Source organism: Paracoccus shanxieyensis (assembly GCF_009711265.1).
Taxonomy (GTDB): domain Bacteria; phylum Pseudomonadota; class Alphaproteobacteria; order Rhodobacterales; family Rhodobacteraceae; genus Paracoccus; species Paracoccus shanxieyensis.
On the sequence record NZ_WMII01000001.1, the window covers coordinates 121,831 to 137,727 of the forward strand.

General features: G+C 66.6%; 16 protein-coding genes. 6 read left to right on the forward strand and 10 right to left on the reverse strand.

Features of this window, described 5'->3' with window-relative positions:
• Window positions 1–9: 9 nt before the first annotated feature.
• From pdeM to GL284_RS00610, 5 genes are read right to left on the reverse strand one after another with little or no spacing between them, the layout of a single operon-like run.
• Window positions 10–678 (reverse strand): ligase-associated DNA damage response endonuclease PdeM, encoded by a 669-nt coding sequence (pdeM, locus tag GL284_RS00590; RefSeq protein ID WP_155042709.1) that lies wholly within the window; start codon window positions 676–678, stop codon window positions 10–12.
• On the reverse strand, window positions 675–3,101 hold the full coding sequence (locus GL284_RS00595; protein ID WP_341870264.1) for a ligase-associated DNA damage response DEXH box helicase: 2,427 nt from the start codon (window positions 3,099–3,101) through the stop codon (window positions 675–677). Before GL284_RS00595 ends, pdeM begins: the two co-directional genes overlap by 4 nt.
• Complete coding sequence (locus GL284_RS00600) at window positions 3,098–4,642, reverse strand: cisplatin damage response ATP-dependent DNA ligase (RefSeq protein WP_155042710.1); 1,545 nt, start codon at window positions 4,640–4,642, stop codon at window positions 3,098–3,100. Before GL284_RS00600 ends, GL284_RS00595 begins: the two co-directional genes overlap by 4 nt.
• Window positions 4,639–5,631 (reverse strand): ligase-associated DNA damage response exonuclease, encoded by a 993-nt coding sequence (locus tag GL284_RS00605; RefSeq protein ID WP_155042711.1) that lies wholly within the window; start codon window positions 5,629–5,631, stop codon window positions 4,639–4,641. Before GL284_RS00605 ends, GL284_RS00600 begins: the two co-directional genes overlap by 4 nt.
• A 30-nt stretch (window positions 5,632–5,661) precedes the next feature.
• Window positions 5,662–6,135 (reverse strand): Lrp/AsnC family transcriptional regulator, encoded by a 474-nt coding sequence (locus GL284_RS00610; protein WP_155042712.1) that lies wholly within the window; start codon window positions 6,133–6,135, stop codon window positions 5,662–5,664.
• A gap of 89 nt (window positions 6,136–6,224) precedes the next feature.
• Here GL284_RS00610 and GL284_RS00615 point away from each other — a divergent pair, with 89 nt between their 5' ends.
• The gene (locus tag GL284_RS00615) at window positions 6,225–7,604 is read left to right on the forward strand and encodes an aminotransferase class V-fold PLP-dependent enzyme (RefSeq protein WP_230382890.1); all 1,380 of its coding nucleotides are present in this window, start codon (window positions 6,225–6,227) and stop codon (window positions 7,602–7,604) included.
• On the opposite strand, the gene GL284_RS00620 is transcribed toward GL284_RS00615, so the two are convergent.
• Window positions 7,585–8,280, reverse strand: coding sequence for a helix-turn-helix transcriptional regulator (locus GL284_RS00620; RefSeq protein ID WP_155042714.1), 696 nt, complete (start codon window positions 8,278–8,280; stop codon window positions 7,585–7,587). The two genes, GL284_RS00615 and GL284_RS00620, sit on opposite strands and share 20 nt — an antisense overlap.
• 62 nt (window positions 8,281–8,342) lie before the next feature.
• Between GL284_RS00620 and GL284_RS00625 the strand changes: the two genes are divergently transcribed.
• Window positions 8,343–8,936 (forward strand): glutathione S-transferase family protein, encoded by a 594-nt coding sequence (locus GL284_RS00625; protein WP_155042715.1) that lies wholly within the window; start codon window positions 8,343–8,345, stop codon window positions 8,934–8,936.
• Here GL284_RS00625 and GL284_RS00630 read toward each other — a convergent pair.
• From GL284_RS00630 to GL284_RS00640, 3 genes are all read right to left on the reverse strand, one after another.
• Window positions 8,891–9,811: a DMT family transporter gene (locus tag GL284_RS00630; protein WP_155042716.1), complete on the reverse strand. Its 921-nt coding sequence runs from the start codon at window positions 9,809–9,811 to the stop codon at window positions 8,891–8,893. The two genes, GL284_RS00625 and GL284_RS00630, sit on opposite strands and share 46 nt — an antisense overlap.
• Window positions 9,812–9,980: 169 nt before the next feature.
• Window positions 9,981–10,280, reverse strand: coding sequence for an HU family DNA-binding protein (locus GL284_RS00635; RefSeq protein ID WP_155042717.1), 300 nt, complete (start codon window positions 10,278–10,280; stop codon window positions 9,981–9,983).
• A gap of 150 nt (window positions 10,281–10,430) precedes the next feature.
• Window positions 10,431–11,915 (reverse strand): AMP nucleosidase, encoded by a 1,485-nt coding sequence (locus GL284_RS00640; RefSeq protein WP_155042718.1) that lies wholly within the window; start codon window positions 11,913–11,915, stop codon window positions 10,431–10,433.
• A 93-nt stretch (window positions 11,916–12,008) separates the two neighbouring features.
• On the opposite strand from GL284_RS00640, the gene GL284_RS00645 reads away from it, so the two are divergent.
• Genes GL284_RS00645 through GL284_RS00660 form a run of 4 tightly spaced genes read left to right on the forward strand, consistent with a single transcriptional unit; the run spans window position 12,009 to window position 15,090 of the window.
• Entirely contained in the window at window positions 12,009–12,992 is a 984-nt protein-coding gene (locus GL284_RS00645; protein WP_155042719.1) for an LLM class flavin-dependent oxidoreductase, read from the forward strand.
• A complete protein-coding gene (locus GL284_RS00650) occupies window positions 12,989–13,843 on the forward strand; it encodes an SDR family oxidoreductase (protein WP_155042720.1) in 855 nt (284 codons plus the stop codon). The genes GL284_RS00645 and GL284_RS00650 overlap by 4 nt, the downstream gene beginning before the upstream one ends.
• Before the next feature lie 57 nt (window positions 13,844–13,900).
• Entirely contained in the window at window positions 13,901–14,497 is a 597-nt protein-coding gene (locus GL284_RS00655) for a phosphatase PAP2 family protein (RefSeq protein WP_155042721.1), read from the forward strand.
• The gene (locus GL284_RS00660; protein WP_155042722.1) at window positions 14,458–15,090 is read left to right on the forward strand and encodes an outer membrane protein; all 633 of its coding nucleotides are present in this window, start codon (window positions 14,458–14,460) and stop codon (window positions 15,088–15,090) included. The genes GL284_RS00655 and GL284_RS00660 overlap by 40 nt, the downstream gene beginning before the upstream one ends.
• On the opposite strand, the gene GL284_RS00665 is transcribed toward GL284_RS00660, so the two are convergent.
• Window positions 15,091–15,888: an SH3 domain-containing protein gene (locus tag GL284_RS00665; protein WP_230382889.1), complete on the reverse strand. Its 798-nt coding sequence runs from the start codon at window positions 15,886–15,888 to the stop codon at window positions 15,091–15,093.
• Window positions 15,889–15,897: the final 9 nt, after the last annotated feature.

A 15,897-nucleotide genomic window follows, 5' to 3' on the forward strand; every position in this document is an offset into this window, starting at 1 on the left:
CGGCCTTTTTCATCGCCAGCCGCGACGCGGGCGCGTGGCGATCCCCAGCGGCATCACCACCGGACGCGGCCCGCAGGCAATCGCCAGACCGCGCGGCACCAGCGCCACAAGCGCCGGATCATCGCAGATCAGCCCGCCGGTATAGGCCCCGAAGGCCGGCAGGATCAGATGCTCCGCCCCCAGCAGAAATGCCCGCCGCCGCTCTCCGGCCAGCCGCACGGCGGGGTGATAATGCCCCGAGATGTCCGGCCCCTGCCCCGCCTCGTGCCGCAGGGCGACCGGGCCCAGATGCAGGCTGTCCAGCGCCCGCCCCGGCATCCCCAAGGGCGCGCCGGGATCATGGTTGCCGCCGATCCAGACCCAATCGCAGTGCCGCGCCAGCGCCACCAGACGCGCCGCCACCATGCCGTCCAGCGCCTGCACGGCGGCCAGATCGTCAAAGCCGTCGCCCAGACTGATGATGGTCGTCGGATGCAGCTCCGCGATCTCGGCCTCCAGCCGGTCCAGCGTCGCCTGCCCCTCATAGGGCGGCAGCAGCGACCCGCCCCGCCGGGCCATCCGCTCGGACTTGCCGAAATGCAGATCGGCCACGATCAGCCAGCGGCCTTCCGGCCACCACAACGCCCCCGAGCCGCGCGCCTCAAGCCGCAATCCATGGAAATCGAAGCCATAGCTCATGCCTCAAGCCCCGCCTCGCGCATCAGCGCATCGGCTTCGATCTGGGCCAGCCGCTCACGGCCCTCGCCACGGATCGGCACCCGGCCCACCTCCAGCAGCAGCGGCGCGGCCAAGGGCGACACACGCTCCAGCACCCGATGTTCGCGCTGGGGCGAGCGTGCCAGCATCTCCTCGATCCGGCCGAAATCGACCAGCCCGCGCGCGGCCTCATCGGCGGTGACGCGCATCATCAAATGGTCGGGGTCGTATTTGCGCAGGGTGTCATACAGGATGTCGCTGGAAAACGTCGCCTGCCTGCCCGATTTGCGCGCGCCGGGCATATTGCGCTGGATCAGCCCCGCCACCACGGCGACATTGCGAAAGGTGCGCTTCATCACGGCGTTTTCCCCCAGCCAGTCACCCAGACCCGCCCGCAGCCGCGCCGCGTCCAGCAGAGGCGCGGGATCCAGCACCGGATCCAGCGACCAGATCAGCAAGGCATAATCGGTGGACAGAAAGCCCAGAGGGCCCAGCCCCTCCTCTTCCATCTCGCGCGTCAGCAAAAGGCCAAGCGTCTGCAAGGCGTTCCGGCCGGCAAAGCCATACAGCGCGAAATGCCATTGCCCGGCATGGGGAAAGGTTTCCGATAGCAGCAACCCCGGTTCCGGCAGACGGCTGACGCGGGCCTGCAGCTCCAGCCAATCGCGGGTGTCCTTGGGCAGCGCCGCATGCTGCGCCGGATCGCCGATCATTGCCTGCACGCGATGGGCAAGCTGCGTCGTCATGGCCAGCTTGATCCCGGAAAACACCGCAATCTTGGGCGTCTGCGCGGGATCGGGCGTGACCTCGATCACCATGTCGCGCAAGCCGTCCATCCGCACGACGCGCCCGCCAATCAGGAAGCTGTCGCCCGGCGTCAGACTGGCAGCAAACGCCTCCTCGACCTCGCCCAGGGGCGCGCCGCCCCGGCCGCGCAGCCGCACCTTCAGCATCTCGGCCTCGACGATGGTGCCGACATTCATGCGCAACAGCCTCGCCGCGCGCGGGTCGCGCAGCAGCCACAGCCCGTCCCGCCGCATCAGCCGCTGCCAGCGGTCATAGGCCCGCAGCGCATAGCCGCCGGTCGCCGCGAAATCCAGACAGGCATCGAAATCCGCACGGCTCAGCCCGCGATAGGGGCCTGCCGTCACCACCTCGGCATAAAGCGCATCGGCATCAAAGGGCGCGGCGCAGGCCGTCAGCAGGATATGCTGGCACAGCACGTCCAACGGCCCCGGCCCGCGCGGATCGCCGTCCAGATCGCGGGCACGGACCGCCTGCAAGGCCGCCACGCATTCGATCTGCTCAAAGCGGTTCGCGGGCACGATCCGCGCGACCGAGGGCGCGTTATAGCGATGGTTCGCCCGCCCGATGCGCTGGACCAGCCGCTTGACGTTCTTCGGCGCACCGACCTGAATGACCAGATCGACCGCGCCCCAGTCGATGCCCAGATCCAGACTGCCGGTGGCGACCACGGCGCGCAATTCGCCCGCCGCCATCGCCGCCTCGACCCGCATGCGGCTCTCGCGCGCCAAGCTCCCATGATGCAGGCCGATGGGCAGGTTCTCGTCATTCGCCGCCCACAGCGCCTGAAAGAACAGCTCGGCCTGCGCGCGTGTGTTGATGAAGATGATCGTGGTGCGGGCGGCCTTCACGGCAGCCAGCACCTCGGGAATGGCATAATGCCCGCCCGCTCCGGCCCAAGGCGCGGGCTTTGCGGTCTGCAACATGGCGATGTCGGGATCGGGGCCGGGATCGGCCTCGACGATCTCGACCGCGGCGGCCCCCGCCATGAAGCCGGCCAGCGCCTGCGGATCCTCGACCGTGGCCGACAGACCCGTCACCTGCAGCCCCGCAGACAGCGCACGCAACCGCGCCAGCCCCAGCATCAGCTGATCGCCGCGCTTGCTTTCGGCCAGCGCATGCAACTCATCCAGCACCACGCGGCGCAGACCGCCGAAAATCGCGGGCGCCTCGGGATAGCTCAGCATCAAGGCCAGACTTTCCGGCGTCGTCAGCAAGATATCGGGCGGATCGACCCGCTGCCGCCGCCGCTGCGCGGATCCCGTATCGCCCGTCCTGTCCTCGATGCGCAGATTCAGCCCCAGCCCCGCCACGGGCCGCGCCAGATTGCGGGCAATATCCGCCGTCAGCGCCTTCAGCGGCGAGACATACAGCGTATGCAGACCGCGCTTGCCGGTTTCCTTGTTTTCCAAATACCCATCGGCACCGGCAAATTGCGAAAGCTCGACCAGCGAAGGCAAAAAACCCGCCAGTGTCTTGCCGCCCCCGGTCGGCGCGATCAGCAGGCTGTCGCCCGGTGCGTCCAGCAGCGCCAGCTGATGCGGATGCGGCTGCCAGCCCTGCTCTGCGAACCAGTCCTGAAACGCCTTGGGCAATCTCACAGCATCGCCTCAAGCGTTTCCAGCCGGTCGGCCTCGGCCGCGGGCTTGTCCCAACGGATGCGGCTGATCCGGGGAAACCTCATCGCCACCCCCGATTTGTGGCGCGAGGATCGGTTCAGCCCCTCGAACGCCACCTCGACCACCAGCTTCGGAGCCAAGGCCCGCACCGGGCCATAGCGGTCCACCGTATTGGCGCGCACGAACTTGTCCAGCTCGCGCAGCTCGGCATCGGTAAAGCCGAAATAGGCCTTGCCGACCGGCACCAGCTCATCCCCCGCCCACAGGCCGAAGGTGAAATCCGAATGAAACCCCGAACGTTTGCCATGGCCGCGCTGCGCATAGATCAGCACGGCATCCACCACCATCGGATCGCGCTTCCACTTGAACCACGGCCCGCGCGGTCGGCCCGCGACATAGGCGCTGTCGCGGCGCTTGATCATCACCCCCTCGATCACCGCAGCCGGAGGATCCGCACGCAGCGCCGCCAGATCGTCCCAGACCGCGAAATCCAGCACCGGCGACACGTCGATGCGCGCGCCGAATACCACCGCCTCAAGGACCGCCCGACGTTCGGCCAAGGGCAGCGCGCGCAGGTCGCGCCCCTCCCAGACCAGCAGATCGTAAAGCCGCAGCCCCGCCGGATGGCTGTCCAGCAGGCCCTTGCCGACGGTCTTGCGGTTCAGCCGCTTTTGCAGATCGCCAAAGGGCGCGACCTGCCCGCCGCGCCGCACGATCAATTCGCCATCCGCCGCGCCCTCGAAGGCCATGGCCTCGGTCACGTCGGGAAAGGCATGGGAAATATCCTCGCCCGTGCGGGAATACAGCCGCTTCACGCCGCCTTCGCTGACGGCCTGCACGCGGATGCCGTCCCATTTCCACTCGGCAAGGTAATCGGCGGGATTCAGCGCCTGCAATTCATCCAGATCGGTCGGCGTCGACAGCATCACCGGGCGGAACGGCGCCAAAGCCGCGCTTTCGGGACGCGCGCCGCCGCCGATCCAGTCGAACAAGGGCGCATAGGGCGGGACCAGCCCGTGCCAGATCTCTTCCAGATCGGCGACGGCGGGCTGGCCCATCCCGGCCAGCGCCATGCGGGCCATCCGCGCCGACAGACCCACGCGCAGATTGCCCGTCGCCAGCTTCAGGAAGGCCAGCCGCTCGGACGGGCCCAGCCGGTCCAGCATCGCGGCAATCGCGGCGGGCAGCGCGGCCTTGCCGGTGCCCTGCAGCAATTCCACCGCCTGCGACAGGGGCGGATCGTCCTGCGCCCCGTCCGGCCAGATCAGCGCGATGGTTTCGGCCAGATCGCCGACGAAATCATAGCTCAGCGCCAGCAACTGATCATCGATCCGCTCGGCCGCCAGCCCGCGCAGCAACGAGGGCGTGACGCGGCGCAGTTCCAGATCGCCGGTCAGGGCGGCCAGTGCCCAGCCCCGGTCCGGGTCGGGCGTGCGCTCCAGGTAATGCTGCAGGATCTGCAACTTGGCATTGCGCGCCGCGGTAAAGGCCAGACGCTCCAGCAGAAAGGCAAAGGCTTTCATTCCTCGGCCTCGTCTTCATAGCCGACCAGCCGCAGCGGCCGCGCGGCCATGCCCTGCAACTCGCACCAGCGGATCACGCCGTCTTCGGTGCCATGCGTGACCCAGACCTCGGACGGGGACAGTTCGGCCAGCGTGCCGGTCAGCATCGGCCAGTCCACATGGTCGCTGACGATCAGCGGCAGTTCGACGCCCCGCTGCCGCGCCCGCGCCCGGACGGCCATCCACCCCGAGGCAAAGCCCACCACCGGATCGCGGAACCGCTGCACCCACAGGCTGGCGAATGCCGAGGGCGGCGCGATGACAAGCTGCGCGGGAACCTCATCCGCCGTTGCCGGGATCAGCGGGCCAAGATCCACCCCCTGCGCGACATAGTAATCGCACAGCGTCTTCAGCGCGCCGTGAATGGCAATCGGCGCGTCATAGCCCGCCTGCCGCATCAGGCTGATGACATGCTGGGCCTTGCCAAGCGCATAGGCGCCGATCAGATGCGGACGGTCGGGAAATTCGGCCATGCTGGCCATCAGCTTTGCCGCCTGCGTCGCCGGATCGGGAAAGCGAAAGACCGGCAGACCGAAGGTGGCCTCGGTCACGAAGACATCGCAGGGGATCGGCTGGAACGGCAGGCAGGTCGGGTTGGCCGCGCGGGTATAATCCCCCGACACCACGATCCGGCAATCGCCCGATGTCACCGCGATCTGGGCCGAGCCCAGCACATGCCCCGCCGGGTGAAAGCTGACCGTAACGCCGCCGATGCGCATTGTGCCCTGCGCCGCCTGTTCGGCCCCGGCATGATCCGCGCCCATGCGCAGGCGCATGATGTCCAGCGTCTGCTGCGTGGCCATGACCGCGCCATGGCCGAACCGGGCATGGTCGGAATGGCCATGCGTGATCAGCGCACGATCGACCGGGCGCACCGGATCGATGTGGAAACCACCTTCGGGGCAATACAGGCCCGCATCGGTCGGGAACAGGATCTGATCGGCGCGCATGGACCCAAGATGTAGAACATTTCGTGAAAATCAACCGGGCGACAGCGGCCGGCCCTGAAATATCGTCTCCATCGAGAAAACGCCGGTCACGCGTTCCAGATCCATCCCGTCGATCAGCCGCTTGTACAGCGCGTCATAGCCCGACATGCCGGTGGTCACGGCCTTGGCCATGTAATCCCATTCGCCGCCGATGCGGTGGAACTCGGTGATCTGCGGCAGGGATTCCACGCGGGCGCGGAACCGGCGCGCCCATGCGTCGTCATGGTGGCGGGTGCGGATCATGATGATGACCGTCAGCCCCAGCCCCAGCGCCTCAGGGTCGATGACGGCGCGGCTGCCGCGCAGCACGCCCGCCTCGGACAGCCTGTTCAGCCGCCGCCAGCAGGCGTTCTGCGACAGACCCACACGCTCGGCCAGATCGCGCTGCGACAGGCTGCCATCGCGTTGCAGATGGGACAGGATCTGGTGGTCGATCTGGTCCAGCTCCAAGGGTTTGTCGTTCATATGACCACAATATCCGCGACATTCGCCAAATTTAGGTAAGATTTACCCGGATATTGCGGGTCAGAATGTGTCGAAACAAGGAATATCGCATGTTCGACAGCTATCTTTCCCGCCTTTCGCCGGAAATCCACGATCAAATGATCGGCAAAGACGCCGTGATCGACGGTCAGTTCGGGCCGCGCCGGATGATCTATGCGGATTACATCGCCTCGGGCCGGGCGCTGCGCCCGCTGGAGGAATGGGTGATGGAAAACGTGCTGCCGTGGTATGCCAACAGCCATACCGAGGCCAGCCATTGCGGCGCCACCATGACGCGGATGCGCCGCGCCGCGCGGGCGGCCATCGCGCAATGCACCGGCGCGGGGGCGGATCATGCGGTGGTCTTTACCGGCAGCGGGGCGACGGCGGGGATCAACCGGCTGGTGCATCTTTTCGGCGCGGCTCCGGGGACGACGGTGCTGATCGGGCCATATGAACACCATTCGAACATCCTGCCATGGCGCGAAAGCGGTGCGGATGTGATCGCGATCCCCGAGGCTGCGACCGGCGGGCCGGACCTTGCCGCGCTGAGCGACGCCCTGGCTGCGGCACCGGGGCCGGTCATCGCCAGCTTGTCTGCGGCATCCAATGTCACGGGCATCCTTGCCGACGTGGCGGGGCTGACCGCGCGGCTTAAGGCGGCGGGGGCCAAGGTCGTCTGGGATTACGCGGGCGGCGCGCCCTATCTGCCCATCGACATGGGGCTGGGCATGGATGCGGTCGTCCTGTCGCCGCACAAGTTCATCGGCGGGCCGGGGGCCTCGGGGGTGATGATCCTGCGCCGCGATGCGGTGATGGCACAGCGTCCCAGCCAGCCGGGCGGTGGCACGGTGCGCTTTGTTTCCCCGCACGGGCAGGATTATGCGGCCACGGTCGAAGCGCGCGAGGAAAGCGGCACCCCCAATGTCGTGGGCGACATCCGCGCCGCGCTGGTGATGCTGACGAAGCGTGCCTTTGCGGACCAGATCGCCGTCCGCAATGCCGATTGGCTGCGGCTGGGGATGGCGCACCTGCGCGCGCAACCGGGCCTGCAATTGCTGGGCAATCTGGATGCCCCGCGCCTGCCGTTCTTCAGCTTTCGCATCCGCGACGGGCGCGGAGGTTTCATCCATCAGCAACTGGCCACGCGGATGCTGTCGGATCTGCATGGCGTGCAGGCGCGTGGCGGCTGCGCCTGTGCCGGGCCCTATGTGCATCATCTGCTTGGGCTGAGTGACGCGGAATCGGACCGGCTGCGCGCCGCGATCCTTGCCGGTGAAGAAATCGAAAAGCCCGGCTTCGTGCGGCTGAACCTGTGCTGGGCCGCGCCGCAGGCCGAGATCCGGACGATCCTTGAGGCCGTCTGCGATCTGGCACGGCGCGCACCGGATTATCTGCCGCATTACCGCTGCGATCCGGCGACGGCGATTTTCAGCCCCCGGGCCGCGTGATGCAGCGGGCGGCGTAATCGCGCACCAGCGCCACGCGGCGGGGGCGAAAGCTTTCCGCGCCCGGCCGCAGGCTCTGGATGCGGGTGACGTGAAAGATGCGGTAATCCTGCCGCAACCGGCAATGCGCCAGCAGCATCACGTGGTCGTCGCCATAGGACAGGCCCAAGGGCCAGATCTCGCGCGTGGTGGCGCGGTCGTTCAGGTCCAGATAGTCGATGATAACGCTGCGTTCGTCCCACAGCGCCTCGCGCAGGATGGCCATGTCGATCTGCAAGCTGCGCTGGGGCACCTGCGGGCGGAACAGCCGCATCGTCGCGTGCAGCGCGTGCCGGCCCTGACTTTCGGGCAAGGTGGCGACGATCCGGGCCAAGGCATCCTCGCCCGCGCGGGTCAGTGCCCCATCGCCCAACGAACGCAGCGCCGAAACCGCCAGCAGCAGCGCCTCGATTTCCAGCCGCGAGAAACTTTGCGGCGGCAGGGCCGGGTCTTCGGTCAGGGTATATCCCAGCCCCGCTTCGCCATCGATCAGCGCCCCTCCCGCGCGCAGGGTGGCGATGTCGCGGTAAAGCTGGCGGGGCGAGACGCCGGTTTCCTCGGCCAGCCGCGCCGCCGTCACCGGGCCGGGCAGGCGGCGCAGCGTGTCCATCAGCCGCATCAGCCGGTCAGATCGCGCCATGCTGTCACCTTCTGTCAGCAGCTTCGGTGCAAGGTCCGGGTCACAAGCAAGGAGACCCGAACATGCTGACCCTTTATCATTCCCCGAAAAGCCGCTCGTCCAGCCTGATCGCGCTGCTTGACGAACTGGGCGCCACCGATCAGGTGCGGATCGAGCGGGTGGACATCATCCGTCAGGACGGCTCGGGCCGGATCGACCCGCGCAATCCCCATCCCGAGGGCAAGGTGCCCTATCTGGTCGATGGCGATGACTGGGTGCGCGAACGCGGCGCGATCATCCTGTATCTGACCGACCGTTTCCCCGAGGCCGGGCTTGGCCCCCTGCCTGGCGATCCCCGGCGCGGGCAATATCTCAGCTGGCTGTCATGGTATCAGGGCGTGCTCGAGCCGGTGGCGCTGCTGAATTATTGCAAGATCGAACATCCGGCGCTGCTGGACACGTTCCGCGATTACGACACCGCGATCCAGCGGCTGGACGAGGTGCTGACCAAGCAGGACTATCTGCTGGGCGACGCCTATTCGGCGGCGGATCTGCTGGTCGCCTCGCCCTTCATGTTCTTTCAGGACGGCATGCCGCGCACGCCCGCCGTGGACGCATGGGTCAGCCGGGTTCAGGACCGCCCGTCGATGCGCGCCGCTGCCGCGTCCGACGACTGAGGCACAGCGGCGGGGATCCGGGCCAGTTGCACCATCAGGATCCCTGCCGCCACGATCACCGCGCCGATCACATCCGACGCCCCGAAGCGTTCGCCCAACAGCGCGGCCGCGATGGCCACGCCAAAGATCGGCGACAGGAAGTGAAAGGTGGCGGCCCGCACGGCGCCGACGCGGTTCACCAGCAGGAACCACAGCCATGTCGCGCCGATGCCGGGGGCCAGCACGGTATACAGGAATGACCAGACCAGCGCCCAGCTCCACTGGACGCTGCGCCCGGCTTCCATGATCGCCGCAAAGGGCAAAAGCGCCGCCGCTCCGACCGCCATTTGCAGACCCACGATCATCATCATGTTGCGGCTGCCGCCCGCACCACGCGCGGCCAGCGTGGCAAAGGTCAGCGCGACGACGCCGATCAGGCACAGGATCAGACCCGGAACGTCCAGACCGTGCTGCAACCGCACGCCCATGATGATCGAGACGCCGATGACGCCCGCGATCAGCCCGGCCACGGCAATCGGCCGCAGCTTTTCGGAATACAGCGCCCAGCCCATGAACGCGACGATCAGCGGCATCAGCGAGGCGATGATCGAGGCGGCCGAGGCCTCGACATGCTGCATGGCGATCCAGTTCAGCCCCAGATACAGCGCGTTCTGGCACAGGCCGAAGATGATGACGGTGCGCCATTCCGCGCGGCTGAGCCGAAAGCTTTGCCCCAAGGCGCGGGCCAGCAGCACGGCAATGACCGCCGACAGCGCAAAGCGGATCACCAGCGCCGTCAGGGGCGGGGCCGCCAGCACGATGATGCGCGTGGTCGTGAAGGCCGAAGACCACATCAGCGCAAAACCGAAGCCCATCAGAATGGCCCTGAAATCCATGCGCTGCCCCTTTTCACGTTTCTGTTGCCTTTGGGCTAACAGATGACCCGGCGCGCGCAAGTCCAAAGCCCTGCTCTCCGCGCCGCGCGTATCGCCAGTGTTGGACTTTGCAATAAAAAAGGGGCCGCGCAATCGCTGCGCGGCCCCGGATTCGGACGCGATCGAAAGATCAGGCGTTCACGCTGTCTTTCAGCGCTTTCGCGATGGTGACCTTGACCACCTTGTCGGCGGGTTTCGTCATCATTTCCTGCGTCTGCGGATTGCGGACCTGACGCTCGGGGCGTGCACGGCAAGCAACTTTGCCGATCCCCGGCAGCGTGACCGCGCCGCCATCGGCCACGGTTTTCGAGACAACTGCCGAAAGCGCGTCCAGCGCCGCAGCTGCGGTTTTCTTGTCGCTGCCCATTTCTTCGGCCAGCGTGGTCACCAGCTGGGTCTTGGTCATCGGTTTCGAAGCGGCCTGAGCCATGTTCTGTCTCCTCTTGTTTTCCCGTTCGGGAAATTTTCGGACGCCACCTTGGCGGCACATATGCCGCTACACATGCTTTTTGCGCGCAATTCAAGATGTTTCGATGGTTTTCCCCAGCAAATGCTGATTATTCGACCTTGATGGCGCGATCTAAAGGAACGCCGTCTCGTTGAATGAGCGCAACTTGCGCGAGTGGATGCGTTCCAGCGGTGTCGCACGCAGCTTCTCCATCGCCCGGATGCCGATCAGCAGATGGTTCGCGACCTGCGTGCGATAGAAATCCGTGGCCATGCCGGGCAGCTTCAGCTCTCCGTGCAGGGGTTTGTCCGACACGCACAGCAACGTGCCATAGGGCACACGGAAGCGGAAACCGTTGGCGGCGATGGTGGCGCTTTCCATATCCAGCGCCACGGCGCGGCTTTGCGACAGCCGCTGCACCGGGCCGGATTGGTCGCGCAACTCCCAGTTGCGGTTGTCGATGGTGGCCACCGTTCCGGTGCGCATGATGCGCTTCAGCTCATAGCCCTCAAGCTGGGTGACCTCGGCCACGGCATCCTGCAGCGCCACCTGCACCTCGGCCAAAGGCGGGATCGGCACCCAGACCGGCAGATCGTCGTCCAGCACATGATCTTCGCGCAGATAGGCATGGGCCAGAACGAAATCGCCCAGACTTTGCGAATTGCGCAGGCCCGCGCAATGGCCGACCATCAGCCACGCATGCGGACGCAGCACGGCGATATGGTCGGTCGCGGTCTTGGCGTTCGACGGGCCGACGCCGATATTGACCAGCGTGATGCCGTCGCCATCGGCACGTTTCAGGTGATAGGCGGGCATCTGCGGGGTTTTCGCGCCGGTCGCCAGCACCTCCTCGGGGCGCTCCAGCATCTGATTGCCGGGGGCGACAAAGGCGGTATAGCCCGAGGCCGGATCGGCCAGCGCGCGGCGGGCAAAGGCCTCGAATTCGTCGACATAGAACTGATAGTTCGTGAACAGCACGAAGTTCTGGAAATGCTCGGGCAGGGTCGCGGTGTAATGCGACAGCCGCGCCAGCGAATAGTCCACGCGCTGCGCGGTAAAGGGCGCCATCGGCTGGCTGCCATCGGGGTTCGGCCCGGCGGTGCCGTTCACGATGTCGTCGTTCGTGGTGTTCAGATCCGGCACATCGAACACATCGCGCAATGAAAAATTCAGGACGCCTTCCTGCGGCACGTTCAGGTCGCTTTGCGTGGCGACCGCGAAATGCACCGGCATCGGCGTGTCGCTGTCGCCGACCGCCACCGGGATATTGTGATTCTTCATCACCAGCCCGATCTGTTCAGTCAGATAGCCGCGAAACAGGTCGGGCCGGGTGATGGAACTGGCATAGGTGCCGGGGATCGCCACATGCCCGAAGGACAGGCGCGAATCGGTCTTGGAATGGCTGGGCACGATCATCCGCACTTCCGGATAGAACGCCCGATATCTTGCGCGGGGCGTCACGCCCTCCAGCGTTTCGACAAAGCGGTCCAGCAGAAAGGACGAGGCCCGCTGGTAAAGCTGGATCAGCCGTTCGACCGCGGCGGCGGGATCGTCGAAATAGGCGCGCTCGGCCGGAATGGGGGTTTCGATGGGCAGCAGCCGGTTGTCGGGGATCATGCGCGTCTCCACTTTTTGGGGACTGTGCCAGCGGGCTTGCGGACTGGCAAGGCGGCGTCGGGCTTCCTATGTCACGCACAAAGGAGTCCGCAGATGCAGTTTTCCATTCTTGATCTGGCCGTTGTCGCCGAAGGCTCGGACGCCCGGCAGGCCATCGCCAATTCCGTCGCATTGGCCAAAGCCGCCGAGGGCTGGGGCTATCACCGGTTCTGGCTGGCCGAACATCACAATATGCCGGGCATCGCCAGCGCCGCGACCTCGGTGCTGATCGAACATATCGCCAGCCAGACCAGCACGATCCGCGTCGGCGCGGGCGGCGTCATGCTGCCCAATCACGCCCCCCTGGCGATTGCCGAACAGTTCGGGACGCTTGCCACCATCCATGGCGACCGCATCGACCTTGGGCTGGGCCGCGCGCCGGGCGGGGATGGCGCGGTCATGCAGGCGCTGCGGCGCGGGATGCGCAATGACGATTTCCCGAATGACGTGGTCGAGCTTCTGCGGTTCTTCGGCCCGCATCAGCCCGGCACGCCGGTCGCGGCGCATCCGGGGCAGGACACCAATGTCCCGGTCTGGATCCTTGGATCGTCGCTTTACGGCGCCAGCCTGGCGGCGGCCCTTGGCCTGCCCTATGCCTTTGCCAGCCATTTCGCGCCCGATGCGCTGGATCAGGCGGTGCAAACCTATCGCGAGCGGTTCCAGCCCACGGAATTCGGCGAACGCCCGCGCTTCATGCTGGCCGTCAACGTCATCGCCGCCGAGACCGACGAACAGGCCCAGCGCCTGCGCACCAGCCAGCAGATCAGCTTTGCCCGGCTGCGGCTGGGCTCGCCCGGGCTGCTGCCGCCGCCGGTCGATGACATTCTGCAAGCGGTGCCGGTGCGCATCCTGCCCACGGTGGAACATGCGCTGTCGGTCAGCGCCGTCGGCGCGCCGGACACCGTCGCCAGCCAGCTGGACCGGCTGATCGCGCGCTACAAGCCCGATGAGCTGATCCTTGTCGGCAATATCTATGACCAGCAGGCGCGGCACCGCTCGTTTGAACTGGCTGCCCGCATCCTGAAGGACCGCGCATGAAGGCGCTGGTGCTTGGGCATGGCTACAGCGCCGGTTTCCTGACACCGCGCCTTGTCGCGCAGGGCTGGCAAGTCACGGGCACCACCCGCGACGCGCCAGACCGCGTGGCGGCCAGCGGGGCCACGCCGCTGCTGTGGCCGGGCCAAGGCGATCAGGTCCGCGCCCAGATCGCCAAGGCAGATGCCATTCTGGTCTGCGCCGCGCCCGCCGCGCAGGGCGACCCGGTGCTGGCCGATTTTGCTGCCGATCTGGCCCGCGCCACGCCGCGCTGGCTGGGCTATCTGTCGACCACCGGCGTCTATGGCGATCATGCCGGGGCGTGGGTGGATGAAACGACGCCGCTGACGCCCTCGACCCGGCGCGGGCGCGAACGGGTGGCGGCGGAAACCGCGTGGCAGCGGCTGGCAGCGGATCACGATCTGCCGCTGCACATCTTTCGCCTTGCCGGGATCTATGGCCCCGGGCGCGGTCCTTTTGCCAAGGTGCGCGAGGGCACGGCGCGGCGGATCGTAAAACCCGGTCAGGTGTTTTCGCGCATCCATGCCGAGGATATCGCGCAGGTGCTGCTGGCCTCGATCAACGCGCCCGATCCCGGCGCGGTCTATAACGTCTGCGACGACGACCCGGCCCCGCCCGAGGATGTGATCGCGCTGGCCGCCGAATTGCTGGGCGCCCCCCTGCCCCCGGCCGAGGATTTCGCCACCGCGCAGATGACGCCGATGGCGCGGTCGTTTTATGCCGAAAGCAAGCGGGTGCGGAACGGGCGCATCAAGGAACGGCTGGGCGTGCGGCTGATCCATCCCGATTACCGCAGCGGCCTGCGGGCGATGATGGCCGAACAACCGCTGTAAGAAAATCGTCACCTCGGGCTGTTAGCACACACGCATCGAAGCCAGCATGGTGACCCCATGCAGCGTCTGTTCGCAACCCGAGGACTGCCCGTCACCATCATGGCCGTGCTTGTCGGCCTGCTGGTCCTGACCGGTCCCAAGGCCGAAAAGCTGGGCGACCGCTTTCAGGTGGCGCTGCCGCTGCTGGCATGGGGATGTCAGGCTGTGAACGGCCACGGCGCGGAATATGCGCTGCGTTATGCCGTCATGTTCATCGGCCTGCACGCGACGAAACAGGGCCTTGGCGATGCGCCGATCAACCAGCGCCCCAATGGCGGCGATGCCGGGATGCCCTCGGGTCATACGGCGACGGCGGCCTTTGGCGCGTCTGCGCTTTTGCAGGAATGCGCCATGACCAGCACCCCGGTCCGCATCGCGGTGATCATCGCCGCAGGCTTTACCGGTGCCAGCCGCATGGATGCCGGGGCCCATACCATCTGGCAGGTGCTGTTCGGCGTGTTCTGGGGGCTGGCCTGCGACAGGGCTTTGCGCCATCATGCGCCGACCCGCCAGCGCATCCGCATCGGGTTCAAACGCCTGCGTCGCCAAAGATCGCAACTTATCAGGAAAATCGCATGTCACATCGTCTTGCCACGGCGCTTGCGCTGGTCCTGACCGCCAGCGCCAGCCCCGGTTTCGCCGAGGACGTGATCCAGGGCTATACCGGCTGGCAGACGGCGCCCAACTCGGATGTCAAGATCCCCGGCCAAAGCTTCAGCGCAGAATGGGACGGAGAATCCTTCAAGATGCCGCCCTATTGGGGCCTGCGCTGGACACGCTGGCAGGGTGACTGGGGATGGGGCGCGGAATTCACCCATGCCAAGGTCAAGGCCAGCGATGCGACATTGGCCAAGGCGGGGCTGGACCGGCTGGAATTCACCGACGGGCTGAACATCCTGACCGTGAACCTGCAACGCCGCTGGCAGCCGCAACGGGGCGTCACGCCCTATCTTGGCGCGGGCATCGGCGCGGCCATCCCGCATGTCGAGCTTGAGCGCCCCGAGGGCCGCACCTTTGAATATCAACTGACCGGACCGGCGATCCGCTGGTTTGCCGGTGTCAGCCGCGATTTCAGCGACGCATGGCTGGGCTTTGTCGAATATCAGGGCACGTTTTCCAGCAATACCGCCGACCTGACGGGCGGCGGCAAGCTTGACACCGACATCACCACCCATGCGGTGAATATCGGTCTGGGGTATCGCTTCTGATCAGCGGGCGATCGAACAGCAGCCCATCAACATTCTGGACGGCATGTCCTGCCCGTCCAGAATGACCGAGACCGCCAGCCCATAGGCCCGATCCGACATGCCGTCCGAACATTGCTGCGGCCGCATGAATGCCGTGACGCGGCCCTTGTCGTCGCCGGCGATAAAGCCGCGCGTCGGCTCGGACGGGATGCCCCGGTCCATGACCTTGCGCAGGCCCATGTCGCGGTTGGGCTGGTCGGGTTCGGAAAACACCATGCCGGATTTGCTGACCGCAAGGCTCCAGAACGGCTCGGTCCCGCTGCATTTCAGGCTTTGCGGCAATGCGGCGGGTTGCCATGCGTCGCCCTGCTTTTTCAAAAAGCGCAGTGCGACCCAGCCGGTCTGTTCGCCCAGATTGATCTTGCCCCATTTGCCGGTGGCATCGCGCACCACCAGTTCGATCCCCTTGGCGTTCGAGGGCAGCGTGGCAATGACCTTGGCCTTGCCATCCGGCGATTGGCGGACGTTCAGCGTGTCCCATGTCTCGACGATGGTGACATCGTAAAGATTGGGCAGGTATTCGCGCGGCGGCTCGGGTGCGGGTGCTGCGGGCACGGGGGCAGGTGCGGATGCGGCTTCGGCGGGTGCGGCCTCAGCGGCGGGCGCGGTGTCTGCCGCAGGCGCGGCTGCGTCCTGCGACGGTGCAGCGGGCGCGTCGGGTGCGGGGCTTTGCGTTGCGGGTGTGTCCGTTGTGCCGTCCTGCGCCATGGCAGCAAGCGGCAGGGACAGCGCAAGTCCGGTCAGAAGGGTTCGCAGCATCTGGACCTC